This window comes from Rhodococcus sp. 15-725-2-2b (genome assembly GCF_002259075.1).
In the GTDB taxonomy this organism is placed as follows: Bacteria; Actinomycetota; Actinomycetes; order Mycobacteriales; family Mycobacteriaceae; genus Rhodococcoides.
On the sequence record NZ_NPFL01000017.1, the window covers coordinates 452,128 to 478,241 of the forward strand.

The window sequence follows — 26,114 nt, forward strand, 5'->3', positions numbered from 1 at the left end:
TCGTCGCTTCGGGACCAGTTCCGGTCACCGAGCGCAGAACGTAGGAGCAGCAGTGAGTGACATGCGCACCGGTTCGGTGCACGAGGCGACCGGAGCATCCGAGCACCGAGCCACCCCGAAGGACTGGCTGGGTCTGGTGGTTCTGGCATTCGCCGTGTTGCTCATCGCCGTCGACGGCACGGTCCTCGATCTGGCTCTGCCCTTCATCAGCTCCGACCTGGCACCGACCAGCAACCAGCTGCTGTGGATCATCGACGTCTACTCGTTCGTCCTGGCCGGCCTGCTCATCACCATGGGCACACTCGGCGATCGCATCGGCCGTCGCCGATTGCTGCTGATCGGTGCCGCGGGCTTCGGCATCGCCTCGCTCGTAGCGGCCGTGTCGACCAGCGCCGAGATGCTCATCGCGGCCCGGGTGCTTCAGGGCATCTCCGGCGCAACTCTGATGCCTGCGACCCTCGGCTTGATCAGGACCATCTTTCTGAACCCGCGTCAGCGTGTCGCCGCCATCGGAGTGTGGGGCGCGATGGCCGGTGGCGGTGCCGCCGCGGGACCGCTCGTCGGAGGCTGGCTGCTCGAACACTACTGGTGGGGATCGGTGTTCCTCATCAACATCCCCGTGATGATCGTGCTGATCGCTCTCGGACCGCTGGTCATCCCCGAGTCCAAGGATCCGAACCCGGGGCGCTTCGACCTGACGAGCTCGGCACTGTCGATGCTCGCCATCGTGCCCGTGGTGTTCGCGGTGAAAGAGACCGCGGCACACGGATTCGACGTGGTCTACCTGCTCTCCGCAGTGATCGGCATCATCGCCGGGTTCGTGTTCGTGCGGCGGCAGCGAACTCTCGCGGCCCCGATGATCGACCTGCGGCTGTTCGCCAACCGAGCGTTCTCGACGGGTGTGGCCACGAATTTCCTGTCGGTCTTCGCCCTCGCCGGGGTGCTGTTCTTCGGTTCGCAGTACCTGCAGCTCGTCCTCGGCAACAGTCCGCTCGAGGCGGGACTGTTGCTGCTGCCCGGCACCGCCGCCAGTATCGTCACGTCGTTGCTGGTCGCGGTCCTGGTTCGGTACTTCAGCGCGGGAACGGTTCTCGGTGTCGCGATGTTCGTCGCGGCTGCGGGCGCAGGCATCCTGGTCGGCTTGGCCACGGACAGTGGTCCGACACTCTTCATCGCCGGATTCGTGCTCGTGGGCGCAGGCGTCGGTGTTGCGCTCACACTGACCTCCGAGTTGGTCGTCAGCTCCGTCGAACCCGAACGAGCGGGAGCTGCCTCGGCAGTGTCGGAGACCGCATACGAGCTGGGCATCGCGTTGGGTGTCGCCGTACTCGGCACGGTGGTCATGGCCATCTTCCGTCGTGGAATCGACGTCACCCAGCTGACCCCCGAGCTCGGAGCCAAGGCAGGCGAAACACTCGGCGGCGCGGATGCCGTGGCTCGTGAATTGCCGGACTCGGTGGCGACGGTTCTGCTCGATTCCGCACATGCTGCCTTCGTAGCGGGCATGCATGTCGCGGCCGTCGCCACCGCGGTTGTTCTCGCCGTCACCGCCGTGTTCGTCCTGGTCAACCTACGCAGGCGTCAGGACTCCAGTACGACGACGGAGTGACCGGGAACCGTGGTGGCAGAGCCGGTCTCGTTCGAGGTAGTCGGCTCCCACTCGAGTAGTGCGGAGCCGCCGACCGGCACCGTCGCAGCGGATTCGGCCAGGTTGCACACCACGCTGATGCGGCCGCGACGAACGACGATCCACTGCGCAGCCTCGTCGTAGTCCACCTTCACGTGGTCGAGCCACGGGTCGGTCAGTTCTGTCCGGTCGCGCCGCAGCCGCAACAAGTCGCGATAGACGCCCAACAGTCGCGCATGATCGCCGTCGCCCAGCTCCGACCAGTTCAGCTTCGACCGCGTGAACGTCTCGGGATCCTGCGGATCCGGGATATCGCTCTTGTCCCACCCGTGCTCGGCGAACTCCGCCTTGCGTCCCTCTGCCGTGGCCTTGCCCAGCTCGGGCTCGGGGTGCGAGGTGAAGAACTGGAACGGTGTCGACGCTCCCCATTCCTCGCCCATGAACAGCATCGGGGTGTAGGGCGAGGTCAGCACGAGCGCGGCCTTGATCGCAAGCTGACCGGGGGAGAGGTAGAAGCCCGGACGGTCGCCGATCGCGCGGTTGCCCACCTGGTCGTGTGTGGTCGTGTAGGTCACCAGGGAGCTGGCCGGGATGCGCCGGGTGTCCAGTGGTCGACCGTGGATGCGACCACGGAAACTCGAGTACGTTCCGGCGTGGAAGAACCCCTGCCGCAACGTGTTCGCCAGCCCCTGCAGCGAACCGAAATCGCCGTAGTAGCCCTGCCGCTCACCGGAGACCGCGGCGTGGATGGCATGGTGGATGTCGTCGTCCCATTGGGCGTCGAGTCCGTACCCGCCGCCCGACCGAGCTGTGATCAGCATCGGATCGTTGAGGTCGCTCTCGGCTATCAGGGTCAGTGGCCGACCCAGATGTGCCGAGAGACTTCGGGTTTCGATCGACAGCTGCTCGAGCAGGTGCACCGCAGTGTGGTCGACGATCGCGTGCACCGCGTCGAGCCGCAGTGCGTCGATGTGAAACTCGGAGAACCAACGCAGTGCGTTGTCGAGGGCATAGCGCCGCACCTCGCCCGAATCGGCCTCGGCGTAATTGATCGCCTGGCCCCAGCTGTTGGCCCCCTCGGTCATGTACGGGCCGAAGCGGTCCAGGTAGTTTCCGGACGGGCCGAGGTGGTTGTAGACCACGTCCAGAACGACACCGATACCGCGACCATGGCAGGCATCGACCAAGCGCTGCAAGCCTTCCGGGCCGCCGTACTCTTCGTGCACGGTGTACCAGAGAACGCCGTCGTAGCCCCAGTTGTGCACGCCGTTGAACCCGTTGACCGGCATGATCTCGATGAACGTCACGCCCAGATCGACGAGATGATCGAGCTTGCCGACGGCCGCGTCGAACGTGCCCTCATCGGTGAACGTGCCGATGTGCAGCTCGTAGATCGACGAGCCGGGCAGTTGCCGTCCGGTCCAGGCCGCGTCGGTCCACAGCGTCGGATCGACTTCGAAGACCTGCGACAGCTCGTGTACGCCGTCGGGCTGCCGGGGCGAACGCGGGTCAGGGAGCGCCTTGTCCGCGTCGTCGAGCAGGAAGCCGTATCGAGAGTTCGGTGCGGCGTCGACGTCGGCGTGCCACCATCCGTTCGAGGACCGCTGCATCGGGTGCACGGTGTCGTCGAGTTGGAGGCGGACCGTCTCGGGGGTCGGTGCCCAGACCTGGAATCGTCGTGTCGTCGCCGAAGAGGTCGCTGCTGTCGATGTCGCTGCTGTCGATGTCACTGTGTCACCGCTTCTTCGTTGTCGCGCACCAGAAGTGCGACTGGGAGTGAGGCGAACACCTCGGCCACCGACACCGTGCCGGTGTGTTCGACGTCGGTGATGCGGTCGCGCCAACGGCCGTCGGGCAGGGCCACGGATGTCTCACCCCAACCCTGCTCGGACAGGCCGAGGGAGAATCTCGTGGCGAGTGCGATCACGTCGGCGTTTCCGGGAACCGGTCCACGCGAGAACCCGACGAGGTGCTCGGCTGCGGATCCGTCCGCGACGATGGGCGTGTAGGTCCCGCCGACGAAACTCTTCGGCCGCTCGCGTCGCACGTGCAGTGCGGCGCGAACGACGGCGAGCTTGGCCGCACCCGTGTCGATCGAGAGCGCAGCGGTGTTCGACGCGGCGAGCATCGATCGACGCACCGAGTAGTCGACGGGCCTTCGGTTGTCGGGGTCGACGAGCGAGTCCTCCCACAACTCGGTGCCCTGGTACACATCGGGGATGCCTGGCCCGGCCAGGTTGAGCAGTTTCTGACCCAGTGCGTCGGAATGGCCGTGTGGAGCGAGCTTCTCGACGAGCATCGACATCGAGCGCGCGACGGCACCGTCGAAGATCGCGTCGAGCCAGCTGTGTACTGCGGACTCGAACTCCTCGTCCGGGTCGGTCCACGTCGTGCGAAGGGCGGCCTCGCGGATCGCCTTCTCCGCATAGGCGTGGACGCGGTCACGCAACGAGGACGTGACCACCCCGTCGGTCGGCCAGACTCCGAACAGGTTCTGCCACAAGAACATTCCGGTGGTGCCATCGGGACTCGGGGTCAGTTCTTCCCAGTCGGTGATACAGCGGGCCCACAGTTCGGGAGTCTGCGACAGCACGCCGATGCGTGCCCGCACGTCCTCGCCGCGCTTGGTGTCGTGGGTCGACAGCGTGGTCATCGCCGCCGGCCAACGCTTCGCGCGGTCCGCATTGGTGAGATGGAAGAACTCGGTGCTGCAACCGAATCGGCTGGGATCACCGCCGACCTCCTGCAACGAGATGAGCCGGTTCGCACGATAGAACAGGCAGTCCTCGACACCCTTGGCCGTGACGGCACCGCACACCTGATCGAAGCGCACCGGCGATTCGGCACCGCTGATCAGAGCCGTCGTCAACGCGCCGAGGCCGGTTGCCAATTCGGGCTGCTCCTCGCCGATCTCCGCGATCACGCCGGGCAGCACGCGAGCGAGCGGCGCGTAGTCGGTCCGGTAGACGGGGACGGCCGCGACGACGGCGACGATCGCGTCGATGACGGACTCGAGATCGACGGTGGTGCCGGATTCGCGCACGACGGCCCGCGCGAGGCGTCGCACCTCCGGGGACAGATCGCCGCGGGCGACCCCGGTCTTGAGGTCCAGTTCGGTCTCGTGCAGCGTCTCGCTGTCGTAGGCGATGCCCGAACGCACCTGGGACAACGCGGTGAGTGCATGCACGCCCTCGGGGTCGACGAACACTCCGCCGACCGCGGACAAGGCGTCGTATCCGGTCGTCCCGTCGACGGGGAGCGATTCGTCCAACGGTTCGCCGTCGGCCAGGATCTTCTCGATGACCAACCACCGGTCGGGGCCGAGAAGTCCGCGGAGCTCGGTGAGGTAGCCGGCGGGGTCGGCCAGGCCGTCGGGATGGTCGACGCGAAGTCCGTCGATCAGACCGTCCTCGATCCAACTTGCCACCTGTCGATGGGAGTCGGTGAAGACGTCGAGGTCTTCCTGCCGGATTCCCGCCAGACCGTTCACCGAGAAGAAACGTCGGTACCCGATCAGCCCGTCGGACCAGCTCACCAGTCGGTACGACTGGCGATCGTGTACGGCCTGCGCATCGCCGCTGTCGGTGCCGTCGGCGATGGGGAAGCGGTGCTCGTAGAACGCGAGCAGAGGGGGGTCCTCGGAGCGGTCGACGGTCAACTCGCCGACGTCGCTCGCGCTCCCGAGAACGGGGATGGCGATCTTGCCGTCGACTCCGTTGTCGGCTCCGAAGTCGATGTCGAAGTACGTCGCGTACTCGGAGTCACGACCGCGACGAAGTACGTCCCACCACCATGCGTTCTGCCGCGGGTCCTCCACTCCTACGTGGTTGGGCACGATGTCGACGATGATCCCCATGCCCACTTCGGCGGCACGAGAATGCAACTGCGTCAATGCTTCTCGGCCTCCCAGTGCGGCCGAGACCGTCGAGGTGTCGGTGACGTCGTAACCGTGTGTCGACCCGTCCGTCGCCGTCAGGATCGGCGAGAGGTAGAGGTGGGTGACCCCGAGGTCGTGCAGGTAATCGACCACGTCCGAGGCGTCGGCAAGGGTGAAGGCATCGCCCCGCAGTTGTAACCGGTATGTACTGGTGGGCAGCGGCATGTGTCAGGCAGTCTTTCGTAGAACGAGCAAGGAACGAGCGGTGACTTCCACCGGTGTACCCGCTTCGATCGATTTCTCACTTGTCCCGGTTCGCGACGCGGTGTTCAGCGCCACCGTCCACTCCTTGGCGTAGTTTCCGTCGGGGGTCACGAACTCGATGGTCTCGTGATGTGCGTTGAAGCACAACAGGAACGAGTCGTCCACCACGCGCTCACCGCGTTGGTTCGGCTCCGGGATTCCCTCGCCGTTGAGGAACACCGTGAGCGACTTGCCGAATCCGCTGTCCCAGTCCTCCGGGGTCATCTCCTCGCCCGCGGGGGTGAGCCAGGCGATGTCTCGAGCCTGCTCGCCGGTTCGAATGGGGCGGCCCTCGAAGAACCGTCGGCGTCGGAACACCGGATGCTCGGCGCGCAGCGCGATCGCGTTGCGGGTGAACTCGATCAGTTCGGCGTTCTTCTCGGCCAACGACCAGTCCATCCAGGCCAGTTCGGAGTCCTGGCAGTAGACGTTGTTGTTGCCCTGCTGGGTGCGCGCCATCTCGTCGCCGTGCGCGATCATCGGCGTGCCCTGGCTCAGTAGCAACGTCGCCATGATGTTGCGGATCTGGCGGGCACGCAGGTCCAGGATCTCCGGATCGTCCGTCGGGCCCTCCACGCCGCAGTTCCACGAGCGGTTGTGACTCTCGCCGTCGTTGTTGTCCTCGCCGTTGGCGTCGTTGTGCTTGTCGTTGTACGACACCAGATCGTTGAGCGTGAACCCGTCGTGCGCGATGACGAAGTTGATGCTGGCACCGGGGCGACGGCCGGTGGCCTCGTACAGATCCGAGGATCCGGTCAGTCTCGATGCGAACTCACCCAGTGTGGCCGGCTCGCCCCGCCAGTAGTCGCGCACGGTGTCGCGGTACTTGCCGTTCCACTCCGTCCACAGGCCGGGGAAGTTGCCGACCTGGTAGCCGCCCTCGCCCACGTCCCAGGGCTCGGCGATCAGCTTCACCTGGCTGACGACCGGATCCTGTTGCACCAGATCGAAGAACGCGCTCAGACGATCGACGTCGTGCAGTTCGCGCGCCAGCGTCGACGCGAGGTCGAATCGGAATCCGTCCACGTGCATCTCGGTGACCCAGTAGCGCAGCGAGTCCATGATGAGCTGCAGCGTGTGCGGGTGTCGCGCGTTGAGGCTGTTGCCGGTACCGGTGTAGTCCATGTAATGCTCGAGGTCGCCGTCGACGAGCCGGTAGTACGCGGCATTGTCGATGCCGCGGAAGCTGATGGTCGGGCCCATGTGGTTGCCCTCGGCGGTGTGGTTGTAGACCACGTCGAGGATCACCTCGATGCCGGCGGCGTGGAACGAACGGACCATGGCCTTGAACTCGGTGACCGCGGCACCGGGGGACTGCAGCGAGGAGTACTCCGCGTGCGGGGCGAGGAAACCGAATGTGTTGTAGCCCCAGTAGTTTCGCAATCCCTTGTCCAGCAGAACCTGATCCTGCATGAACTGGTGCACCGGCATCAGCTCGATGGCCGTGACACCGAGGTGGTTGAGGTGGTCGATGATCACCGGGTGCGCCAGGCCCGCGTAGGTGCCGCGCTCGGCTTCGGGGATGTCGGGATGGTTGATCGTCATGCCCTTGACGTGGGCCTCGTAGATCACCGTCTCGTGATACGGGCGTTTGGGAGCGCGATCGGCCTGCCAGTCGAAGAAGGGGTTGATCACGACGGTGGTCATCGTGTGTCCGAGCGAATCATGCTGGGGGAAGTCGTTGTTCGGCACCTCGTCGTGCGCGACGGGGGCTTCCTCGATGATCTCGTCGTCGGGATCGGCGAGATCGGCGGCGTCCTCGAACGGGACCTCGACGTCGAGCGAATCCGCGGCTTCCTCGACGATCCGTACCTCGGACTCGGACTCGGGCTCGGGAGCCGGGGCGTCCATGCTGTACGAGAACAGCGATCGGTCACCGTCGAACGTTCCCTCGAACGCCTTGCCGTACGGATCCACGAGCAGTTTGCTCGGATCACAGCGATGCCCGGCGGCCGGATCCCACGGGCCGTGAACGCGATAGCCGTAGCGCTGACCCGGTACCACCGTGGGCAGGTACGCGTGCCAGACGTAGCCGTCGGACTCCTCGAAACGGATACGGGTCTCGGTGCCGTCCTCGGCGATCAGGCACAGATCCACCGCCTCCGCGACCTCGGAAAACAAGGCGAAGTTGGTTCCTGCTCCGTCGTAGGTTGCGCCCAGTGGATAAGCGGATCCCGGCCATACTGCGATGGCAGGCGTGTCGTCGGAGGCTTCGTGCAGCATGGATCAACCCTACTGTGGCGGGTGGGCCCGGGCTTACCGAGCGCGAGCCGCCCCGCTCACGGTCCGGCCCACCACCCGGTGGCCGATCCGATCTGTCGGCCCAGCTCGGTGGTGAGGGTTCGCACGTAGGTCGCGGTGAGATGGTGTTCGTCACGGTAGATCAGAACGTTGCCCTGCTCGACGCGGCACACGGTGTCGTCGCACACGGCATCGGACAGGTCGAGAGCAGAGAACCCGGGCAGCTGGAACGAGGAGGCAAGGGCCGGGTTGACGGGGTCCAACGCCTCGTCCCTCGGGATACCGCACGAGGCGGCCGTGCCGCCGTCGGCGAGGCAGTCGATGGCCCGGTAGGCGAGCCACGGGGTGTCTCGGATACCGAGAATCCCGACGCCGTCCGCGGTCAATTGCTGCCACACCGAGGCGTACCAGGGGGGAGTGAAGTCGCCGGGGGCGTCCTCTCGAGGCCGGGTGGCGGTGGTGAACACGTAGTCCGGCTGCATGTCGGCTATGTCGGAGAGCACGGTCCGAGTCCAGTCCAGGCAATCCGGGTACTCGTTCGGGCCGAGCATCGGCATCGTGTTCACGCTCAGCGGGCATCCCATCTTGAGGAAAGTGACCACCGCAAAGCCGTGTTCACGTCCCAGGGCGTCGAGGGCCGTGACCCAGTGTTCGGCATGCGAGCTGCCCGCCAGCACGATGGTTCGGGTCGCGTCGACGTCGCCGTAGGAGCACGAGATCGCTTCCCGGGTCTCGAAATCCGCGATGCAGCCCTCGATGGTGGTGGCCGGCAGGTCCTCCGGGGCCGAATACAGGGGCGGGATCACGTCGACGGGGTCCGCACGAATCCCGTCGGTCAACTCGAGCGCGCCCGGGTGGGTCAGCTCGTCGATGGATCCGTTGGCTTGCACGGCGTCGATCGAGCGGCTGATGTAGGCGTTCCACCCGATCGAACTCGCGGTGACCGCGATCGCGGCCACCACCGCACACGCGGTCACCGCGATGCGTGCCGGGGTGAACGTGGTCGACTGCGTGGGCCGCTCGACCAGACGAACGGTGAGGAATGCGAGTGCGACCGAGGCAGCGACGATGCCGAGGCCGCCGAGCATGTCGACGTGGGACCGATCGGTGGCCGAGAGGTAGAAGATCAGCAGCGGCCAGTGCCACAGGTAGAGCGGAAACGCGATGGATCCGAGCCAGGCGAAGAAGCGGTTGGAGAGCGTGGCCGCGACGGCCGTCTCGGAACCGGCGACGATCAGCGCGATGGTGGCCAGCACCGGGATCAGGGCCAGAGGCCCCGGAAAAGCAGCAACACCGTCGACGAGAAAGCCGCACGCGACGATGACACCGATGCCGACAACGGCAAGGGCCCCGCGTGCGGTCGACCACGTTCGGGTGTCGCGGGCAGACGGCCCGGCCGCCGGTTTGCCGCTGCGTGCGGCGAACACGGCTGCGACTGCGGCCCCGAGCATGATCTCCCACAGCCGCGCCCCGGTGTCGTAGTAGTTCCACGCCTGGTGGCGTCGAACACCGTCTGCTGCGTACACGAAAGACACCACCGCGATCACGGCGAAAATCACCGCGAACGTCACAGGTCGAAGACTTCGTGGTCCCTCGGGTCGCGCGACACGCCGAACCCATGCCAGACCGAACACGACGGCAATGGCCAGTAGGTAGAACTGGAACTGCACGGCCACCGACCACAGGTGCTGAACGGGACTCACCGAGGGGTCGGCCGCAAGGTAGTCGTTCGCCGTCGTCGCCAGCTGCCAGTTCACGAAGTAGAAGACACCGGCCACCAGCTGATCGCCCAGGTCGGCCCATCGGGTCCGGGGAAGCAGGAACACCGATGCGACGGCCACCGTGAACAAGGTGATCAGCAGTGGCGGCCCGAGTCTGCGCAGTACTCGCGAGATACGCGTGATCGGGTTCAGGCTCGCGCCGGACTCGGCCGATCTCAGCAGAGATGCAGTGAAGAAGAAGCCGGACAGGGTGAGGAACACATCGACGCCGCCCGACACTCGACCCATCCAGATGTGGAAGACGACGACGAGGGCGATGGCGACACCGCGCAGGCCGTTGAGGTCGTGTCGCTGTGGTGGCCGACGCGGTTCGCTCGACGGCGGAGCTGCGTCCCCCTGAGCCGGAACGGCAACTGCGGCCGAGGTATCGGCGCTGCTCTGGGGTACGTGCATGGAGGAGAAGTGACTTCCCGGCTGTGTATCGACCACTCGGTCGGGGGTCGCGGACGGTTGGTACCCGACTCCGGTGAAATCGGGATTCAGGGGGAAACAATACGTGTACGTGAGGTGAAGTACCCCTCGGAGTCTGCCTTGCGGCAATAGTCCCAGTTCGCGGACGGTTTCGGTGCAGCCACGCATGACCGGCTTGCGCATGTATGAGGCGTATGCAAGCATTTATCAAGCGCGTGCAACTAAACGCGATAGCTCGATAAATGTGTACGCATCTTCCATTCAGGAGTTCAGACATGCCACTCGGCTTGCTCGCCCTCGCCATCGGGGGATTCGGAATCGGTCTGACCGAATTCGTCATCATGGGCCTACTGCCCGAAGTCGCGGCCGATTTCGCGGTCACCGAGGCCACCGCCGGCTGGCTCATCACCGGCTACGCGCTCTCCGTCGTCGTCGGGGCCCTGATCGTCACCGCCGCCGTGACACGGTTTCCTCGCAAGAACGTCCTGCTCGCACTGATGTGCCTGTTCATCGTCGGCAATCTCGTCTCCGCACTGTCGAGCAGCTACGAGATGATGCTGTTCGGCCGCGTCGTCGCAGCGCTGTGTCACGGAGCGTTCTTCGGCATCGGTGCCGTCGTCGCGGCGAGCCTGGTCGAACCGGAGAAGAAGGCAGGAGCCATATCCATGATGTTCGCCGGTCTGACCGCCGCCAACGTCCTCGGAGTTCCGTTCGGGACGTTCCTGGGTCAGAACCACGGTTGGCGCTCGACGTTCTGGGCGATCACGGTGATCGGCATCGTCGCGTTGATCGGTATCGCCACCCTCGTTCCTCGCGATACCGGGAGTGACGAGGTGAGCAATCTGCGTCGCGAGTTGCGCGCGTTCCGGTCGGTGCAGGTATGGCTGTCCATCGCCGTCACAGTGCTCGGGTACGGCGGCATGTTCGGTGCGTTCACGTACATCGCGTTCACGCTCACCGACGTCAGTGGCTTCGCGTCGAGTTCGGTGCCGTGGCTTCTTGTGTTGTTCGGCGGTGGATTGTTCGTCGGCAACTACCTCGGCGGCAAGGCGGCAGACCGCAACCTCACCGGCACGCTGACGATTCTGCTCGGTGCACTGACCTTCGTTCTCGTCTTCTTCGCGCTCACCGCGGAGAGTCGTCCCGCGACGATCGCATCTCTCGTGCTCATGGGTGCGTTCGGTTTCGCGACGGTCCCTGGACTGCAGATGCGGGTGATGTCGTTCGCATCCGACGCTCCGACGATGGCATCCGGCGCGAACATCGCCGCATTCAATCTCGGAAACGCGTTGGGCGCGTGGATCGGCGGTGTGACGATCTCGGCCGGTCTCGGTTACACCTCGCCGATCTGGGCCGGTTCCGTCATCACCGCGCTGGCCTTGACGGTTCTGTTGTTCGCGACCGGTCTGCTCCGACGCGCCGATACGGATCCGGTGGCGGGAGCGAGCCGACCGAGCGCTGCGACGAGTGCTGCGGGATCGTCGACCTGAAGGCTGAAGGAGTCGGCAGTGCCGTCGACCCTCCATCGCTTCAGAGGTGCGGGCACTATAACTGTTGTGGCACAGGACAGGTCGATGTCGACGGTGGTTCCGTCCTGATTCGGTAGTACCAGTCGGCCGCCGTCGAGAGCCGGCGACACGACTCCGTAACGGCGGTGGATTCGGGCGGAGACGATGGTCGCTCGGTTCACCGTCGCGACGACCTTCCCGGAGGATCGCAGAGTGAGTGTCGTCGGCGAGAGAACATGAGGATGGACGCGGGCCAGCGCGACCGACGAGGTGAGTACCAGCAATGACGCCGCCGACAGGGCGGCAACCACTGCACTGATCCACAGCACCGGAATCAGCAGATGCAGAACGACCATCTCGATGACGGTGACGATGCCGAACATCGCAGGTATGGCAAGGGTTCCACGCACTGCCGTGAACGTTGCGGAGTCCGAGTCGACCGGGGCATGCCGTCCCCGCGCCCACAGCAGCAATGCGTGCCATCGGCCGACCTGGACGGGAGTGTGGACCGTCATCGAGCACCACCGGGGCGGATGGGTTCGCCGGTCTCCAGACGCGCGATGGCCTCGATGATCACTGCGCGCTGAGCAGGATCGGGCACGATGTCGTCGATGCTCAGCGGGCCGCTCTCGTGGGCAGGGACGTCGGGCTCCGTCGAGACGAGAGCGTGGATATCGAGCACCGACGCCAATTCTGCTGCGAGAGAATCGATGTCACCTGCGGCATCGTCGACGCCTCGGCCTTCGAGCGCGCTGAATCTGCGCAGGAGCGCCAGGTACTTCAGACGAGTTCCGGGATCGTCGAGCGTCGCGGTCATCGTCTCGAAGAACGACGTGGGGACGGTGCCCGAGATCGCCATCACCTCGAGCAGGTCACGCTCACGGAGCAACGCGTCTCGGTCGGTCTCGGCGGCAGTATCGATCAACGCAGCCAGTGTGTCGGCCGCATCTCGCGGCAGGGCCGTCAGTGGACGCTGCTCGACGGCGTCGTCGAGCAGGGCCGACAAACGAGCGTGCCTGTGCGCCAGAGCTTTTTGTTCCGTTTCGATAGCCGCGAGCAGAGCGCGCAGATCGGCGACCACGTCGCTCTCGTCCGTAGCGGACCGGTCGAGGGCGGCTGCGATCGCACCGAGGGGCATTCCGGCATCGGCGAGCCAGCGAATTCTCATCAGTCGAACCACGTCGTCGATCGTGTACTCGCGATAGCCGTTCGACAGTCGGCGCGGCTCACCGAGCAGGCCGAGACGGTGGTAGTGACGCACGGTTCGAGGTGTCGTTCCGGCGGCCTCGGCCAGGGATCCGATTCTCATGTGTTCAGTGTGAACCGTGACGCTACGTCAAGGTCAAGATCGGCCGCGCCCTGCTCGTGAGCAGTCCGATACGACGCACCGAGTAGTCTCGGTGGTCCGTGCGATTCGACGTGGCTCGCACAGTTCGAGGAAGAGACCCGGCTGAAGATGGTCGACACCGATCGTTGGTATCGGGAGATGTTCGAGGCCAGCACAGTCGGATTGGCCCTGGCCGACGAGAACGGATTGTTGGTTCTCGCGAACGAGGCGTATGCGGCCATCGTCGGTTGTCCGCGCCATCTGTTGTCCGGCCGGTCCTCGCGTGAGTTCACCCATCCCGACGATCTGGCTCAGCACGCCGCGATGGAACAGATCATGGACGACGCAAAGGCGCGCGGGGAATCGGTTCATGTCGAGAAGCGCTACCTGCATGCCGACGGCACGGTCCGGTGGGGGTGGGTCTCGGCCAGTGAGGTTCCCGGCCCCGGGGGCATTCGGTGGACGATGGCCGTCGTACACGACACCACCGACCGGCGGCGCGTCGAGGACGACCTCCGTCAAGCCGCGCAGACCGATGCCCTCACCGGCTTGCTCAACCGACGTGGATGGCGAGATCGGTTGCATCAGTTGACGACACCCCGTGGTGCCGACCTCGCATTGGCTCTGGCGATGATCGACTTCGATCGGTTCAAGTCGTACAACGACAGGTACGGGCACGGACGGGGGGATCGGTTGTTGGTTCGGTTCTCCGCTGCTGCGCAGGACCTTCTCGGTGGCCGGGTCTCCATCGCCAGGTGGGGCGGCGAGGAGTTCGCACTCGCGATGCCCGGGGTGGATTCGACGACCATGTCGGCCGTGCTGGCCGAGCTCTCGGCGGTCGTGCCCGACGGACAGACCTTCTCGGCCGGTTACACGACCCTGCGCGCGGGGGAGTCCGTCGACGACTGTTTCGACCGCGCGGACATGCTGCTCTATAGGGCCAAACGAGACGGTGGTGCACGCTCGTACGGCGAGGCGTACGAAGCGCCCTGATGACGACCGTCAGCTCTGCAGCCGGCCGAATCCGACGACCCCGGAATCGGATGCGTAGTTCAGTGTGTGCACCCTGATCTTGCCGGCTTCGTTGCCTCCGACGGTGATGGCCTCGCCGCCCTCGACCGCAACGATCACGTTGGTGTGCTGGCCGGCCCAGCTGGCGTTGTCGTAGAGCACCACATCGCCCACCGATGGCGTGTAGTCGCCCACGGCCTCGAATCGGCCCTGCTCCTGGTAAAACTCCTGCAGGGTGTAGACGCCGGGTATGCGCCACGAACCCGAATGAGGATTCGACAGCGGCAGTCCCGCCTCCTTCATGATCCAGCTGACGAAATCGGCGCACCACGCTTCGTCGATGCCTTCGGCGTAGAACGTTCCCGGCCGCTGCAGCTCGTGCTCGGTGCGCAGGAGTTCGACCACCCGGGCCTGATCGGTGGTCAACTCGCCGGCATTCACCTCAGGGAATGCTTCGGTGTCCCATGGGAGGTACCGGCTCGGTGCCAGCCACAGAACACCGACCACCGCGACCACGACGACAGCCGTGCAGGCTGCCACCCACAGCGGCCACCGTCGTCGGGTCCGCGCGGTGGCGTCGATGCTCATGCGACCACGGTAGCGCGAGGTGGCACACCGCTCGGCACAATGACTGTGTGACCACTTCCGAGAATTCGTCGCCCGTTTCCGTTCCTGAGCCCGTCGTGGACGCCGCGAGAGGCGCATCGCGGATCACCGTGCTCACCGGTGCAGGCATGTCGGCCGAATCGGGGATCGCAACATTTCGGGACGCCCAGAGCGGGTTGTGGAAGGACTTCGATCCCAAGGACCTCGCCAGCCCCGAGGGGTGGTCGGCCGACAGTGATCTGGTGTGGGGCTGGTATCGGTGGCGGGCCGAATTGGTCCGACGCTCCGAGCCCAACGCCGGACACGTGGCACTCGCGCAATGGCAGCAGCGGGCGCACGTCGACATCGCCACTCAGAATGTCGACGACCTGCACGAGAGGGCGGGGGCCACGGTTCTCTCGCACGTGCACGGGTCACTGTTCGAGCCGTACTGCAGCGATTGTGGAACGCGGGCGCAGTTCGACGATGCCGCGGACGCACCTGCCGAGGCGGACCAGCGGGTTCCGCCGCCGGAGTGCCCGCTGTGCGGTGGGCTGATCAGGCCGGGTGCGGTGTGGTTCGGCGAATCGCTTCCCGAGGCCGCGTGGGAGGCGGCCGAGGAGGCCGTCCGACATGCCGACCTGGTTCTCGTGGTCGGCACGTCCGGAGTTGTGTACCCGTTCGCCGGGCTGCCTGCGATCGCCCGCAGCGCCGGAGCGACGGTGGTGGAGATCAACCCGGTCGAGACCGAGGTCTCGGACATGGCCGATCACCGGTGGCGCACCACGGCTGCGACGGGGCTGCCTGCGTTGGTCGAGCAGTTGTGAAACGGGGGGCTCGCGCCTCCAAGAGCCAGGAACAGTGACAGCTCACCGAACTGCGCAGCGAATCGCCTGTGTCGGGCCGTCTCGATCGTCGGAAATCGCCACAACTGCCGATTGCAACATCCAACGATTGCAGCTCGACGACTACGGCAACCCCGGGTCAGTCGGTGGTCAATGCCTCGACCAGAGCGCTCATTGCCGATGCTGCACTGTCGGTTTCGCTGGGTCCCAGGGCGGCGAGGCTGGCGATGAGTGCTGCTATCTCGGGGGCGGTCAACCGCACCGGCCGGGGCGCGGCGACGCTTGCCAGTCGAGATCCGCCGTGCACACCCGGTACCGCATCGATGGGAACCCCGGACTCACGCAACCGGGCAAGGTCGCGTTCGACGGTGCGCACGGAAACCCCGAGCCGTTGCGCGAGTTCGGGTGAGGTCAACGGCGCAGCAGCCGACCCCAGCCATTCCACGATCCGCTGCTGACGCGCGACGCGGCGCAAGGTGAGTGCGCTGTCGAGCGATCGGGGCGCGTTGTCCTTCGGCACCGTCCGAATTCTTCCCGATTCCCGACACCGCCCTGACGGGATTGGGTCCTACCGTTGTCGATATGACACCTGACACCGAATCGATCGACAGCTTCTTCGCCCGCTACACGGGGTACTTGACCTCGGGCGATCTCGACGGTCTGGCGAATATCTACAACTATCCGGCTCTGGCCGTCACGGCGCGGGGTTGTGCGGCGATCGCCGAGCCGCAGCAGACCCGAGAGTTCTTTCGGCAGGGGCAGACCTACTATCGGTCGCGCGGAATACAGGGGGTGCGGGCGCGCGACATCGTCACCGAGGCGCAGGTGCCGGGTATCTGGGTCGGGCATCTTCTGCTGGAGAACCTCGACTCCGACGGTTCGCCGGTGGGAACCGAGCGCAACGCCTATCAGGTGGTGACGCTGGACGACGGCACGCGTCGGATTGCGGTGACGACCCCGCTCGATGCCTAGAGCTGGGCGGAGCCGCACTCGGTACTGTGGGTGGGAACGGTTCTTCTTTCTCAGGTAGGGATAACAGATGGCTTTGGGCTCCGACCGATTCTGGCGCGTACTCGGCCGCTCGGCGCAGAAGGCGCAGAGCACCTCGCGTCGACGCGTCGACCGGGCTCAGGAGCATGCGGAATGGGCTGCTGCCCTGAGCGCGAGCGAGTTGGCGACCGAGGCGACCGCGCTGCGGGTCGACAATGCCGACCGTCTCGATGTCCCTCGGTACCTGGCGTTGACGCGCGAGGCGAGCGAGCGTGCCCTGAAGCTCCGGCCCTTCGACGTTCAGTTGCACGGTGCCGTGCGATTGCTCGCCGGTGACGTGGTGGAGATGGCAACCGGCGAGGGCAAGACGTTGGCCGGTGCCATCGCTGCCGTCGGATACGTGCTGTCCGGGCGTTCGGTGCACGTCATCTCGGTCAACGACTTTCTGGCGCAACGTGATGCGCAATGGATGCAGCCACTGTTCGAGTCCCTCGGTATCACCGTCGGTTCCATCGGCGAGTCGTCGACCGCATCCGAGCGGCGCGCCGCCTATGCCTGCGACATCACCTATGCCTCGGTCAACGAGATCGGGTTCGACGTTCTGCGTGATCATCTGGTGAACGACCGAAACGATCTGGTGGCACCCGTGCCGGACGTCGCCCTGATCGACGAGGCCGATTCCGTACTGGTCGACGAGGCGCTCGTTCCGCTGGTGTTGGCCGGTTCGGTCTCCGGCGACGTCTCGACCTCGACGGTCATGGATGCAGTCCGATTGCTGGACAAGGGAGTTCATTTCGACACCGATGCCGAAGGACGCAACGTGTTCCTCACCGACGAGGGCGCACTGCGGATGGAGAAGGAGCTGGGCGGTATCGACCTGTACTCCGAACATCACGTCGGGACGACATTGGTGGCGGTCAACGTGGCACTGCACGCCCAGGTGCTGGTCCAGCGCGACGTCGACTACATCGTCCGTGACGGACGGGTGCAGTTGATCAACGCCTCGCGTGGCCGGGTGGCCGAACTGCAGCGATGGCCGGATGGATTGCAGGCTGCGGTCGAGATCAAGGAGGGGCTCGCTCCCACCGAGACCGGTGAAATTCTCGACACGATCACCGTGCAGGCGTTGATCAATCGATACGCGACGGTGTGCGGTATGACCGGTACCGCCATGGCGGCGGGGGAGCAGCTTCGCACGTTCTACGGCCTCGGAGTCTCGATCATCGAGCCCAACGTTCCCACGGTGCGCGTCGACGAAGTCGACCGCGTGTACGACACGATCGAGCACAAGAACGCTGCAATTGCGCTGCAGGTGAAGGAGATCCACCAGACCGGTCAGCCGATCCTCATCGGCACCCACGACGTCGCAGAGTCCGAGGCGCTGGCCTCGACGCTCACCGCGTCGGGCGTGGAGGTGGTGGTGCTCAATGCCAAGAACGACGCCGAGGAGGCGGCGGTCATCGCTGCGGCGGGCGTACACGGCGCGGTGACGGTCTCGACGCAGATCGCCGGACGTGGAACCGACATCAAGCTCGGTGGTCCCGACGGCACCGACCGCGAACGGATTGCCGAGCTCGGCGGACTGTTCGTTCTCGGCACCGGTCGCCACACCACCGAGCGACTCGACAATCAGCTCCGAGGACGTGCAGGTAGGCAGGGAGACCCCGGCCGGTCGCTGTTCTTCGGCAGTTGGGAGGACGACGTCGTCAAAAACAACATCGGCGACAAGGATGCCCCGAAAGGCATCGACGAGAGCGGCCTCTTCACCTCGGCTGCTGCGGCCGACCGTGTCGATCATGCGCAACGCATCGCCGAGGGCCAGATGCTCGAAATACATTCGCGCACGTGGCGTTACAACCAGCTGACGGCTCAGCACCGTGAGATCCTCGATCGCCGCCGGGCCACGTTGCTCGACTCCGACGAGGCACTGACGCTGCTCGAGCAGCACGCACCGGCGCGCTCGAAGGAGTTGCGCGAGACCGTGTCCGAGGAAACTCTGATCGAGGTCGCCCGCCAGATCGTCCTGTACCACCTCGATCGGTCGTGGTCGGACTACCTCGCGCACCTCGCCGACGTACGGGAGAGCATTCACCTGCGCGCACTGGGGCGGGAGAACCCGCTGGACGAGTATCACCGGATCGCTGTCGAGGCGTTCAAGACGGTGTCCTCCAAGGCGATGGATCTCTCGCACGCGACGTTCGAGTCGGCCGAGATCACCTCGGAGGGAATCGATCTGGACGAAGCCGGCTTGCGTCGACCGACGTCGACCTGGACGTACATGGTGCACGACAACCCGTTCGCGTCCCGCGGAAATGCCGGTGCGGCCGGTCTGGGGCCGATTTTCGGTGGCTGACGCGCGGCGCGCGTTGCTCGCTCTCGCGTTCGGCGCGAGCGTGGTGGCTTCCGGGTGTGCCGACTCGTACGGCGAATTCCCGGCGGGCAAGACGTATTCGTCGGTCGATGCACCCGACTCCTACACGCCGGTTGCCGGAACGACGGTCAGGCTCGAATTCGTCGACGACCGGATCTCGGCCGAGGCGGGGTGCAACAGGTTGTTCGGCACCGTGGACACCTCGCAGGGCAGAATCACCATCGACTCTCTCGGGTCGACGCGCGTGGCCTGCCCGGAGGCGATCATGGAGCAGGACCGGTGGCTGTCGGCGTTCCTGACCTCCTCGCCACGGTGGTCGCGGGACGGTGGAACCATGACCCTGGACAACGGGAGCGAGCGCATCGTCTTCGCCGAATTCTGATCGATCAGCGGCGCATGCGGTTCACCGCGGTGTGGCGTACCCCGTCGAGAAAGAGTTTCAGTCCGAAATCGAATCTGCTCGTCGGATCTGGACTCTCGAACAGCGGCGACGCGTCGGGCGTGAGGGCTCCGGCGGAATCCATCTGAAGCCGCGCTTGCTCGTCCACGGTCTGACCGAGGATGTAGTACAGCAATGTGTCGGCGGTGAGTTCCGCGTCGCGTCGCGGCAGTCCTGCTCGAATGCACACGGCGGCAATGCGTTCGCGAATGTGGTTGGTGGTCAGCCTCGACGCGTAGGTCGCGGCCACCAATTCGGCACCGTCGCGTCGGGAGAGAAGGGCGTCGCGCAGTCGGTGCGCGATCTGAGCGATCTGTGCGTCCCACGAATCCTCGGTGGACGGTGCATCGGCACCCGAGAGTATGTGGTCGGCGATGGCACCGAGCAGCGTCTGTTTGTTGGGGAAGTGCCAGTACAGCGCGCCCGGCTGGACGTGCAGTGACGTCGCCAGACGGCGCATCGTCAGGTCTGCCAGGCCGTACTCGTCGAGAATGGCGATCGCGCCGTCCAGGACGTCCTGCCTGTTCAGTTGCACGTACTTCCCCCTGTCGTTCGACGCCGCGTCGCTTTGACAGTAGCCGAGCGCGGTGCCTAACGTGAACGCCGTTCAACTTGAACGGTGTTCAATTTCGATGCCGTTCGACGACGAGGGGACCCGGAATGGACATTTTGCGCACGGCGCGTACACAGGTGCTCGGCGACGGCATCGCGCTCGATCGATCTCAGGTTCTCGAGGTTCTCGAGCTCGGTGACGACCGTCTCGAGGAGACGATGCTGTTGGCCCACGAGGTGCGGATGAAGTGGTGCGGGCCCGAGGTCGAGGTGGAGGGAATCGTCAGCCTCAAGACCGGCGGGTGCCCCGAGGACTGCCACTTCTGTTCGCAGTCCGGGCTTTTCGCCTCCCCGGTCCGAGCTGCGTGGCTCGATATCCCCTCGCTGGTGGAAGCTGCGAAGCAGACCGCGAAGACCGGAGCGACGGAATTCTGCATCGTCGCCGCGGTGCGCGGACCGGACGATCGGTTGCTCGCGCAGGTCGCCGCGGGTATCGAGGCCATTCGGAACGAGGTCGAGATCGATATCGCCTGCTCGTTGGGCATGCTCGATCAGGATCAGGTCGATCGGCTCGCGGCAATGGGTGTGCATCGCTACAACCACAATCTCGAGACCTCTCGCTCGTACTTTCCGAACGTGGTGACCACCCATACCTGGGAGGAGCGGTGGAACACCCTGAAGATGGTGCGCGAGGCAGGCATGGAGGTGTGCTGCGGCGGAATTCTCGGCATGGGGGAGACGCTCGGGCAGCGGGCCGAGTTCGCAGCCGATCTCACCGCACTCGAACCCGACGAGGTGCCCCTGAACTTCCTCAACCCCCGGCCGGGAACCCCGTTCGGAGACCTCGACGTGCTGCCGGCATCGGATGCTCTGCGCGCTGTCGCTGCGTTTCGTCTCGCCCTGCCGCGCACGATTCTCAGGTTCGCCGGCGGCCGCGAGATCACTCTCGGTGATCTGGGTGCGAAGCAGGGAATTCTCGGCGGCATCAATGCGGTCATCGTCGGCAACTACCTGACGACGCTCGGTCGTCCGGCAGAGCAGGACCTCGACCTTCTCGGCGAGCTGCAGATGCCGATCAAAGCGCTCAACTCGACTATCTGATGGGCGTATTAGGGTGGGTCGAATGACGAGCGAGACCCACTACGACCCGTACACCGGCCTGCCTGTCGAATCCCGAGCCGAGATAGGCGCGGATTCGTTGTCGGTCGCCGTCCGGCTCGGGCTGGAGCCGCCGCGGTTCTGCGCAGAATGCGGACGCCGCATGGTGGTCCAGATCGTCCCCGACGGGTGGACATCGCTGTGCTCGCGTCACGGTCTCGTCGACTCGGCCGCGACGGGTAGGCGCTAGGTGGTCATGTCGGTCGTTTTCGAAGTCGCACCGCGGACCAGTACCGTTCGTGTGCTGTCGGTGGTTGTCGGAGTCTCGGTGGCAGTGTCGGCTCTGGGCGGGATGTTGTGGGGATTCTTGGCACCGGCGCAGCAGCTGCTCGTGGTGGCGCAGGACCGCGGGGCCGCACTGACCGGTGAGAGTCTGCACCGCTTCGACGGCCTCGCGCTCTTCTCCTTCGTGTCCTTGGCCCTGGGTCTCGTCATCCCGATCGGGTGGTGGCTGTGGAAGTCGGAGCGAGGTCCGCGGCTGTTCGGTGCGATCTTAGTCGGCGCTCTCGCAGGTTCGGTCGCTGCTCTCCTGGTGGGCAACGGGATTGCTGCTCTTCGGTTTCCGAAGGCCGCCGACCCTGCAGTCGGGTCGATCGTCACTGTTGCGCCGAGCATCGACACTCCGCTGGTGCTGATCGTTCAGGCGCTGATGGCATCGCTGGTGATCCTGCTGCTGGCGGCGATGAATCCCAACGACAATCTGCACTACACCGATCCCGAACCGGACGTCCTCGATGTCGAGTTATCCCCGCCGCCGCCGTCGTTCGACTCGAATCGGGTCGACTGACCGCAGCGGTTCACGTCTGCGGTGGGCGCAATGCGGCGAACTCGTCGGTGACTCGAATGCTGTTGTCGGCGAAGCGGAACAGTGCAGGCGGTCGTCCACCTGCCTTGCCCGACGGCGCGCGTCGTCCGGTGGGTTCGATGACACCACGCCTGCTCAGTACGCGCTGCAGATTGGTGGCATCGACCTGATATCCGAGTGCGGCACCGTAGATCTCGCGCAGCGAGGAGATCGCGAAATCGACCGGCGCGAGTGCGAATCCGATGTTGGTGTACGAGAGTTTCGCGACCAGTCGATGTCTCGCGTGCGCGACGACGGTTCCGTGATCGAACGACATGTGGGGCAGTGCGGAAACCGGGTGCCATGCCGTGTCGGAGGGGAGTGTCGGCTCGGCCGAGATCGGCACCAGGCCCAGGAAGGTCGACGCGATCCGCCGATCTCCCGGCACACGTTCGGGTTCGCTGAAGACGGACAGTTGCTCGAGGTGTGCCACCGAGCGCACGTCGACCTTTTCCGCGAGCTGACGCCGAGCGGAGGTGGCGAGGTTCTCGTCGTCGCGCAGGGTGCCTCCGGGTAGCGACCAGGTCCCGGCCTCGGGATCGAGCGCGCGCTGCCACAGCAGCACCGCCAATTCCGGGGCATCGGGGTCGGAAAAGGTTCGAACTTGGAACACCGCAATGAGGACTTCGTGGACGGTGCTACGATGAATCATGTTTTCGATCATAGGTCGAAAACTCCCTCGGAGGAAATTCGGTCACCGACGACCGGATGATCGGTGAAGGAGAACCGTCATGACCAGCAGCGCTACCCGGGTGACCACCCTGGACTCGGCATTCGCCGGAGTTCGCGACATCGTCGACGGAGCCGGTGGCTACGGGGGAGTCGAGGCGACGCCGGAATGGGCCGCCGAGGTCCGACGGCTCGCCGATCTGCGTGGTGCGACGCTGCTCGCACACAACTACCAACTGCCTGCGATCCAGGATGTCGCCGATCATGTCGGTGACTCGCTCGCACTCTCGCGCATCGCCGCCGAGGTGTCCGAGGACACGATCGTGTTCTGCGGCGTCCACTTCATGGCCGAGACAGCGAAGATCCTGAGCCCGCAGAAGACGGTCCTCATCCCCGACCAGCGCGCCGGTTGCTCCCTCGCGGATTCCATCACCGCAGAGCAACTCCGCGAATGGAAGGCGGATTTCCCGGAGGCCGTCGTCGTCTCGTACGTCAACACCACCGCCGAGATCAAAGCGCTGACCGACATCTGCTGCACCTCGTCGAACGCCGTCGAGGTGGTCGAGTCGATCGATCCGGGCCGCGACATCCTGTTCCTGCCCGATCAGTTCCTCGGCGCGCACGTCAAGCGCGTCACCGGACGCGAGAACCTGCACATCTGGGCCGGAGAATGCCACGTGCACGCCGGTATCAACGGCGACGAGTTGGCCGAGAAGTCTCGCACCCACCCGGACGCAGAACTGTACGTCCACCCCGAATGCGGCTGCGCCACTTCGGCTCTGTACCTCGCAGGCGAGGGATTCGTACCGGCGGACAGGGTGAAGATTCTCTCCACCGGCGGCATGCTCGACGCTGCGCGCACCACGGCGTCCAAGCAGGTTCTCGTCGCCACCGAGATCGGCATGTTGCATCAGCTGCGGATGGCTGCACCCGAGGTCGACTTCCTCGCCGTGAACGACCGCGCATCGTGCGGCTACATGAAGATGATCACCCCTGCGGCTCTGCTGCGCTGCCTGGTCGAAGGACGCGACGAGGTGCACGTCGACCTCGAGACCGCGCACATCGCGAGCAAGTCGGTGCAGCGGATGATCGAGATCGGCACCCCGGGCGGCGGCGAGTGAATCCATCGGTCGCGTGGGAAACCGCGGCCGATCTGGTCGTCGTCGGCGGTGGAATTGCCGGACTCACCGCGGCGCGCACCGCGACGGCCCGCGGCCTGCGGGTGGTGACCGTCAGCAAGGGGCAGTCCACCGACACCGCAACGCAGTACGCTCAGGGTGGAATTGCGGTCGTCGGTCCCGAGCTCGAGGACTCGATCGAATCGCATGTGGCCGACACCTGCGTTGCCGGTGCCGGTTTGTGCGACGAGGACGCGGTGCGCTCCATCGTGTCCGGTGGACGTGCGGCGATCACCTCGCTCGAGGCTGCGGGCGCGCAGTTCGACCTGGCAGCTGACGGCGAGGTGGCACGGACCCGCGAGGGTGGCCACAGCGTTCGTCGCATCGTTCACGCCGGGGGAGATGCGACCGGGGCCGAGGTGCAGCGCACGCTGGACGCGTCGGTGCCCACGGTGCAGTTCGACACGACCGCGCTGCGGGTGCTGACCACCGACGGTGAGGTTGTCGGTCTCCTCGTGCGTGGACCTCGCGGCGTCGGCGTCGTTCATTGCCCGACGGTGCTGCTCGCCACCGGCGGACTGGGGCAGCTCTTCTCGTGCAGCACCAACCCGCCCGGCGCGACGGCCGACGGCATTGCACTCGCACTCGACGCCGGTGCGCGGATCGCGGATCTGGAGTTCGTGCAGTTCCATCCGACGGTTCTGTTCGCCGCCGGGTCGACGGGCCGCCGCCCGTTGATCAGCGAGGCAGTGCGAGGAGAGGGAGCCCGCTTGGTCGACGTCACCGGTCGTGCGTTCATGGCGGAGGTGCACCCGCTCGGTGACCTCGCGCCACGCGACGTGGTGTCCCGCGCCATCGCCGAATTGCTGCACGGCAGCGGTGACGACCACGTACTGCTGGACGCCCGCACGGTCGAACGTGTCCACGAACGGTTCCCGACCGTGACCGCCTCGTGCCTGGAGGCCGGCTTCGATCCGGCGACGGACCTGATTCCGGTGGCACCGGCAGCGCACTATTCGTGCGGGGGCGTGGCGACGGATACGGCCGGACGTACCTCGGTTCCCGGCTTGCTGGCCGCGGGCGAAGTGGCGCGCACCGGCTTGCACGGTGCCAACAGGTTGGCGTCGAACAGTCTGCTCGAGGGTCTCGTCGTCGGTGAGCGTGCGGCCTACGTGGCTGCCGAACGGGTCGGCCGCACCGGCAGCATTTCGGATATCGCACTGCCCACCTACCGCCGTATCGACCGCGCGGTGCTGCAGCGCACCATGACCGCCGAGGTCGGCGTCGTACGGGATGCAACGGGTCTTGCTGGAGCGCAACGTGTTCTGGAGCACGGCGTGGTATCGGAACCACCCGTGGATGCGCGCGCGGTCGAGGACGCAGCGTTGACCGCTGCGGCGGAGGTGATCGTGCTTACTGCGTCCGAGCGGCGCGAGAGCAGAGGGTGTCATACCCGACGCGATGCGCCGGAGAGCGATCCGGCGCAGCGCCGCAGTCTGTTCGTCGAACGAGATCTCGATGGACGGTTGACGATAGTGAACGACGATGTGATGACGGGAGCACGTTGACATGACCGATTCCCCGAACGAGGTGAACCCGGGCGTCGACCGAGACGAGGTTCTCGCGCTGATCAGGACCGCCCTCGACGAGGACCTGCGGTACGGACCCGACATCACCACGCTGGCAACGGTCCCCGAGAACGCCGTCGCCACCGCGTCGGTGGTCTCGCGCCAATTCGGCACGGTGGCCGGAATCGATGTCGGCCTCCTGGTTCTCGACGAGGTGATCGGAAGCGGCGGATACTCCGTCGTGCATCACATCGAGGACGGATCCGAGGTCGAACCGGGACAGGCCGTTCTGACGGTCGAAGCCCCGACTCGAGGACTGCTCACTGCCGAACGCACGATGCTCAACATCGTCTGTCATCTTTCGGGAATCGCCACCGCGACGGCCGGCTGGGTCGCCGAGGTCGCCGACACCGAGTGCAAGATCCGGGACAGCCGAAAGACGTTGCCGGGACTGCGTTCACTGCAGAAGTACGCCGTTCGCGCCGGCGGGGGCGTCAACCACCGGATGGGTCTGGGAGATGCCGCGCTCATCAAGGACAATCACGTGGCGGCAGCCGGTTCGGTCGTCGCTGCGTTGAACGCAGTGCGGGCCGCGGCTCCCGACATCGCATGCGAGGTCGAGGTAGACAGCCTCGAGCAACTCGACCAGGTACTGGCGGAGAACGTCGAACTGGTTCTGCTGGACAACTTCCCGCTCTGGCAGACACAGATGGCGGTGCAGCGCCGCGACACGTTCGCGCCGCAGACGAAGCTGGAATCCTCGGGTGGCCTGACCGTCGACGTGGCACGGGACTACGCGCGTACGGGGGTCGACTTCCTTGCGGTTGGCGGTCTGACACACTCGGTGACAGTGCTCGACCTCGGCCTGGACATGTAGTCGAGCCTCGCA

22 protein-coding genes are annotated in these 26,114 nt (G+C 65.6%); 13 read left to right on the plus strand and 9 right to left on the minus strand.

Features of this window, described 5'->3' with window-relative positions:
• Positions 1 to 61: 61 nt before the first annotated feature.
• Positions 62 to 1,609, plus strand: a complete 1,548-nt coding sequence (locus CH306_RS20225) for an MFS transporter (protein WP_094631693.1) — start codon at positions 62 to 64, stop codon at positions 1,607 to 1,609.
• Here CH306_RS20225 and treZ read toward each other — a convergent pair.
• Genes treZ through CH306_RS20245 form a run of 4 tightly spaced genes read right to left on the minus strand, consistent with a single transcriptional unit; the run spans position 1,582 to position 10,222 of the window.
• Positions 1,582 to 3,357: a malto-oligosyltrehalose trehalohydrolase gene (gene treZ / locus CH306_RS20230; protein WP_094647727.1), complete on the minus strand. Its 1,776-nt coding sequence runs from the start codon at positions 3,355 to 3,357 to the stop codon at positions 1,582 to 1,584. The genes CH306_RS20225 and treZ overlap by 28 nt on opposite strands.
• Positions 3,354 to 5,729 (minus strand): malto-oligosyltrehalose synthase, encoded by a 2,376-nt coding sequence (treY, locus tag CH306_RS20235; RefSeq protein WP_094647729.1) that lies wholly within the window; start codon positions 5,727 to 5,729, stop codon positions 3,354 to 3,356. The genes treZ and treY overlap by 4 nt, the downstream gene beginning before the upstream one ends.
• A gap of 3 nt (positions 5,730 to 5,732) precedes the next feature.
• On the minus strand, positions 5,733 to 8,030 hold the full coding sequence (gene glgX / locus CH306_RS20240; protein WP_094647731.1) for a glycogen debranching protein GlgX: 2,298 nt from the start codon (positions 8,028 to 8,030) through the stop codon (positions 5,733 to 5,735).
• Between the two features lie 56 nt (positions 8,031 to 8,086).
• On the minus strand, positions 8,087 to 10,222 hold the full coding sequence (locus CH306_RS20245) for an acyltransferase family protein (protein WP_094647827.1): 2,136 nt from the start codon (positions 10,220 to 10,222) through the stop codon (positions 8,087 to 8,089).
• 293 nt (positions 10,223 to 10,515) lie between these two features.
• Here CH306_RS20245 and CH306_RS20250 point away from each other — a divergent pair, with 293 nt between their 5' ends.
• Positions 10,516 to 11,730, plus strand: a complete 1,215-nt coding sequence (locus tag CH306_RS20250) for an MFS transporter (RefSeq protein WP_094647733.1) — start codon at positions 10,516 to 10,518, stop codon at positions 11,728 to 11,730.
• A gap of 529 nt (positions 11,731 to 12,259) precedes the next feature.
• Here CH306_RS20250 and CH306_RS20255 read toward each other — a convergent pair.
• Positions 12,260 to 13,057, minus strand: a complete 798-nt coding sequence (locus CH306_RS20255; RefSeq protein ID WP_094647735.1) for a MerR family transcriptional regulator — start codon at positions 13,055 to 13,057, stop codon at positions 12,260 to 12,262.
• A 147-nt stretch (positions 13,058 to 13,204) separates the two neighbouring features.
• Between CH306_RS20255 and CH306_RS20260 the strand changes: the two genes are divergently transcribed.
• The gene (locus CH306_RS20260) at positions 13,205 to 14,068 is read left to right on the plus strand and encodes a GGDEF domain-containing protein (RefSeq protein ID WP_094647737.1); all 864 of its coding nucleotides are present in this window, start codon (positions 13,205 to 13,207) and stop codon (positions 14,066 to 14,068) included.
• A gap of 9 nt (positions 14,069 to 14,077) precedes the next feature.
• On the opposite strand, the gene CH306_RS20265 is transcribed toward CH306_RS20260, so the two are convergent.
• On the minus strand, positions 14,078 to 14,674 hold the full coding sequence (locus CH306_RS20265; protein WP_032394360.1) for a CHAP domain-containing protein: 597 nt from the start codon (positions 14,672 to 14,674) through the stop codon (positions 14,078 to 14,080).
• 47 nt (positions 14,675 to 14,721) lie between these two features.
• On the opposite strand from CH306_RS20265, the gene CH306_RS20270 reads away from it, so the two are divergent.
• Complete coding sequence (locus tag CH306_RS20270) at positions 14,722 to 15,498, plus strand: SIR2 family NAD-dependent protein deacylase (RefSeq protein WP_082073681.1); 777 nt, start codon at positions 14,722 to 14,724, stop codon at positions 15,496 to 15,498.
• Between the two features lie 157 nt (positions 15,499 to 15,655).
• Here CH306_RS20270 and CH306_RS20275 read toward each other — a convergent pair whose 3' ends face one another.
• Positions 15,656 to 16,036 carry a helix-turn-helix transcriptional regulator gene (locus tag CH306_RS20275; protein ID WP_235387093.1) on the minus strand — a complete coding sequence of 127 codons (381 nt, stop codon included), beginning with the start codon at positions 16,034 to 16,036 and terminating at the stop codon, positions 15,656 to 15,658.
• Between the two features lie 62 nt (positions 16,037 to 16,098).
• Between CH306_RS20275 and CH306_RS20280 the strand changes: the two genes are divergently transcribed.
• The 3 genes from CH306_RS20280 (at position 16,099) to CH306_RS20290 (ending at position 19,259) form a co-directional block, all read left to right on the plus strand.
• Positions 16,099 to 16,488, plus strand: coding sequence for a hypothetical protein (locus tag CH306_RS20280; RefSeq protein WP_032394357.1), 390 nt, complete (start codon positions 16,099 to 16,101; stop codon positions 16,486 to 16,488).
• 67 nt (positions 16,489 to 16,555) lie between these two features.
• Complete coding sequence (gene secA2 / locus CH306_RS20285) at positions 16,556 to 18,859, plus strand: accessory Sec system translocase SecA2 (protein ID WP_094631701.1); 2,304 nt, start codon at positions 16,556 to 16,558, stop codon at positions 18,857 to 18,859.
• Entirely contained in the window at positions 18,852 to 19,259 is a 408-nt protein-coding gene (locus tag CH306_RS20290) for an META domain-containing protein (protein WP_176459224.1), read from the plus strand. Before secA2 ends, CH306_RS20290 begins: the two co-directional genes overlap by 8 nt.
• A 4-nt stretch (positions 19,260 to 19,263) precedes the next feature.
• On the opposite strand, the gene CH306_RS20295 is transcribed toward CH306_RS20290, so the two are convergent.
• Positions 19,264 to 19,851 carry a TetR/AcrR family transcriptional regulator C-terminal domain-containing protein gene (locus tag CH306_RS20295; RefSeq protein ID WP_094647739.1) on the minus strand — a complete coding sequence of 196 codons (588 nt, stop codon included), beginning with the start codon at positions 19,849 to 19,851 and terminating at the stop codon, positions 19,264 to 19,266.
• Between the two features lie 125 nt (positions 19,852 to 19,976).
• Here CH306_RS20295 and bioB point away from each other — a divergent pair, with 125 nt between their 5' ends.
• Genes bioB through CH306_RS20310 form a run of 3 tightly spaced genes read left to right on the plus strand, consistent with a single transcriptional unit; the run spans position 19,977 to position 21,813 of the window.
• Positions 19,977 to 20,969: a biotin synthase BioB gene (gene bioB, locus CH306_RS20300; protein ID WP_045194949.1), complete on the plus strand. Its 993-nt coding sequence runs from the start codon at positions 19,977 to 19,979 to the stop codon at positions 20,967 to 20,969.
• Positions 20,970 to 20,991: 22 nt separating this feature from the next.
• On the plus strand, positions 20,992 to 21,216 hold the full coding sequence (gene bsaP, locus CH306_RS20305) for a biotin synthase auxiliary protein BsaP (protein ID WP_094647741.1): 225 nt from the start codon (positions 20,992 to 20,994) through the stop codon (positions 21,214 to 21,216).
• 6 nt (positions 21,217 to 21,222) lie between these two features.
• Positions 21,223 to 21,813, plus strand: a complete 591-nt coding sequence (locus CH306_RS20310; protein ID WP_094647828.1) for a DUF2567 domain-containing protein — start codon at positions 21,223 to 21,225, stop codon at positions 21,811 to 21,813.
• Between the two features lie 10 nt (positions 21,814 to 21,823).
• Here CH306_RS20310 and CH306_RS20315 read toward each other — a convergent pair whose 3' ends face one another.
• Positions 21,824 to 22,522 carry an NUDIX hydrolase gene (locus CH306_RS20315; protein WP_032394685.1) on the minus strand — a complete coding sequence of 233 codons (699 nt, stop codon included), beginning with the start codon at positions 22,520 to 22,522 and terminating at the stop codon, positions 21,824 to 21,826.
• Between the two features lie 79 nt (positions 22,523 to 22,601).
• On the opposite strand from CH306_RS20315, the gene nadA reads away from it, so the two are divergent.
• From nadA to nadC, 3 genes are read left to right on the plus strand one after another with little or no spacing between them, the layout of a single operon-like run.
• The gene (gene nadA, locus CH306_RS20320; RefSeq protein WP_256981218.1) at positions 22,602 to 23,660 is read left to right on the plus strand and encodes a quinolinate synthase NadA; all 1,059 of its coding nucleotides are present in this window, start codon (positions 22,602 to 22,604) and stop codon (positions 23,658 to 23,660) included.
• Positions 23,657 to 25,225: an L-aspartate oxidase gene (locus CH306_RS20325; protein ID WP_094647743.1), complete on the plus strand. Its 1,569-nt coding sequence runs from the start codon at positions 23,657 to 23,659 to the stop codon at positions 25,223 to 25,225. Before nadA ends, CH306_RS20325 begins: the two co-directional genes overlap by 4 nt.
• A 1-nt stretch (position 25,226) precedes the next feature.
• Entirely contained in the window at positions 25,227 to 26,102 is an 876-nt protein-coding gene (nadC, locus tag CH306_RS20330; RefSeq protein ID WP_094647745.1) for a carboxylating nicotinate-nucleotide diphosphorylase, read from the plus strand.
• Positions 26,103 to 26,114 lie beyond the last annotated feature (12 nt).

Coding starts and splice junctions, on each gene's coding strand:
- CH306_RS20265 (WP_032394360.1), bottom strand. CDS start 14,674: ATGAGCATCGACGCCACCGCGCGGACCCGACGACGGTGGCCGCTGTGG.
- CH306_RS20310 (WP_094647828.1), top strand. CDS start 21,223: ATGTCGGTCGTTTTCGAAGTCGCACCGCGGACCAGTACCGTTCGTGTG.
- treY (WP_094647729.1), bottom strand. CDS start 5,729: ATGCCGCTGCCCACCAGTACATACCGGTTACAACTGCGGGGCGATGCC.
- nadC (WP_094647745.1), top strand. CDS start 25,227: ATGACCGATTCCCCGAACGAGGTGAACCCGGGCGTCGACCGAGACGAG.
- bioB (WP_045194949.1), top strand. CDS start 19,977: ATGGACATTTTGCGCACGGCGCGTACACAGGTGCTCGGCGACGGCATC.
- CH306_RS20260 (WP_094647737.1), top strand. CDS start 13,205: ATGGTCGACACCGATCGTTGGTATCGGGAGATGTTCGAGGCCAGCACA.
- nadA (WP_256981218.1), top strand. CDS start 22,602: ATGACCAGCAGCGCTACCCGGGTGACCACCCTGGACTCGGCATTCGCC.
- secA2 (WP_094631701.1), top strand. CDS start 16,556: ATGGCTTTGGGCTCCGACCGATTCTGGCGCGTACTCGGCCGCTCGGCG.
- CH306_RS20225 (WP_094631693.1), top strand. CDS start 62: ATGCGCACCGGTTCGGTGCACGAGGCGACCGGAGCATCCGAGCACCGA.
- glgX (WP_094647731.1), bottom strand. CDS start 8,030: ATGCTGCACGAAGCCTCCGACGACACGCCTGCCATCGCAGTATGGCCG.
- CH306_RS20250 (WP_094647733.1), top strand. CDS start 10,516: ATGCCACTCGGCTTGCTCGCCCTCGCCATCGGGGGATTCGGAATCGGT.
- CH306_RS20280 (WP_032394357.1), top strand. CDS start 16,099: ATGACACCTGACACCGAATCGATCGACAGCTTCTTCGCCCGCTACACG.
- CH306_RS20315 (WP_032394685.1), bottom strand. CDS start 22,522: ATGATTCATCGTAGCACCGTCCACGAAGTCCTCATTGCGGTGTTCCAA.
- CH306_RS20245 (WP_094647827.1), bottom strand. CDS start 10,222: ATGCACGTACCCCAGAGCAGCGCCGATACCTCGGCCGCAGTTGCCGTT.
- CH306_RS20255 (WP_094647735.1), bottom strand. CDS start 13,057: ATGAGAATCGGATCCCTGGCCGAGGCCGCCGGAACGACACCTCGAACC.
- bsaP (WP_094647741.1), top strand. CDS start 20,992: ATGACGAGCGAGACCCACTACGACCCGTACACCGGCCTGCCTGTCGAA.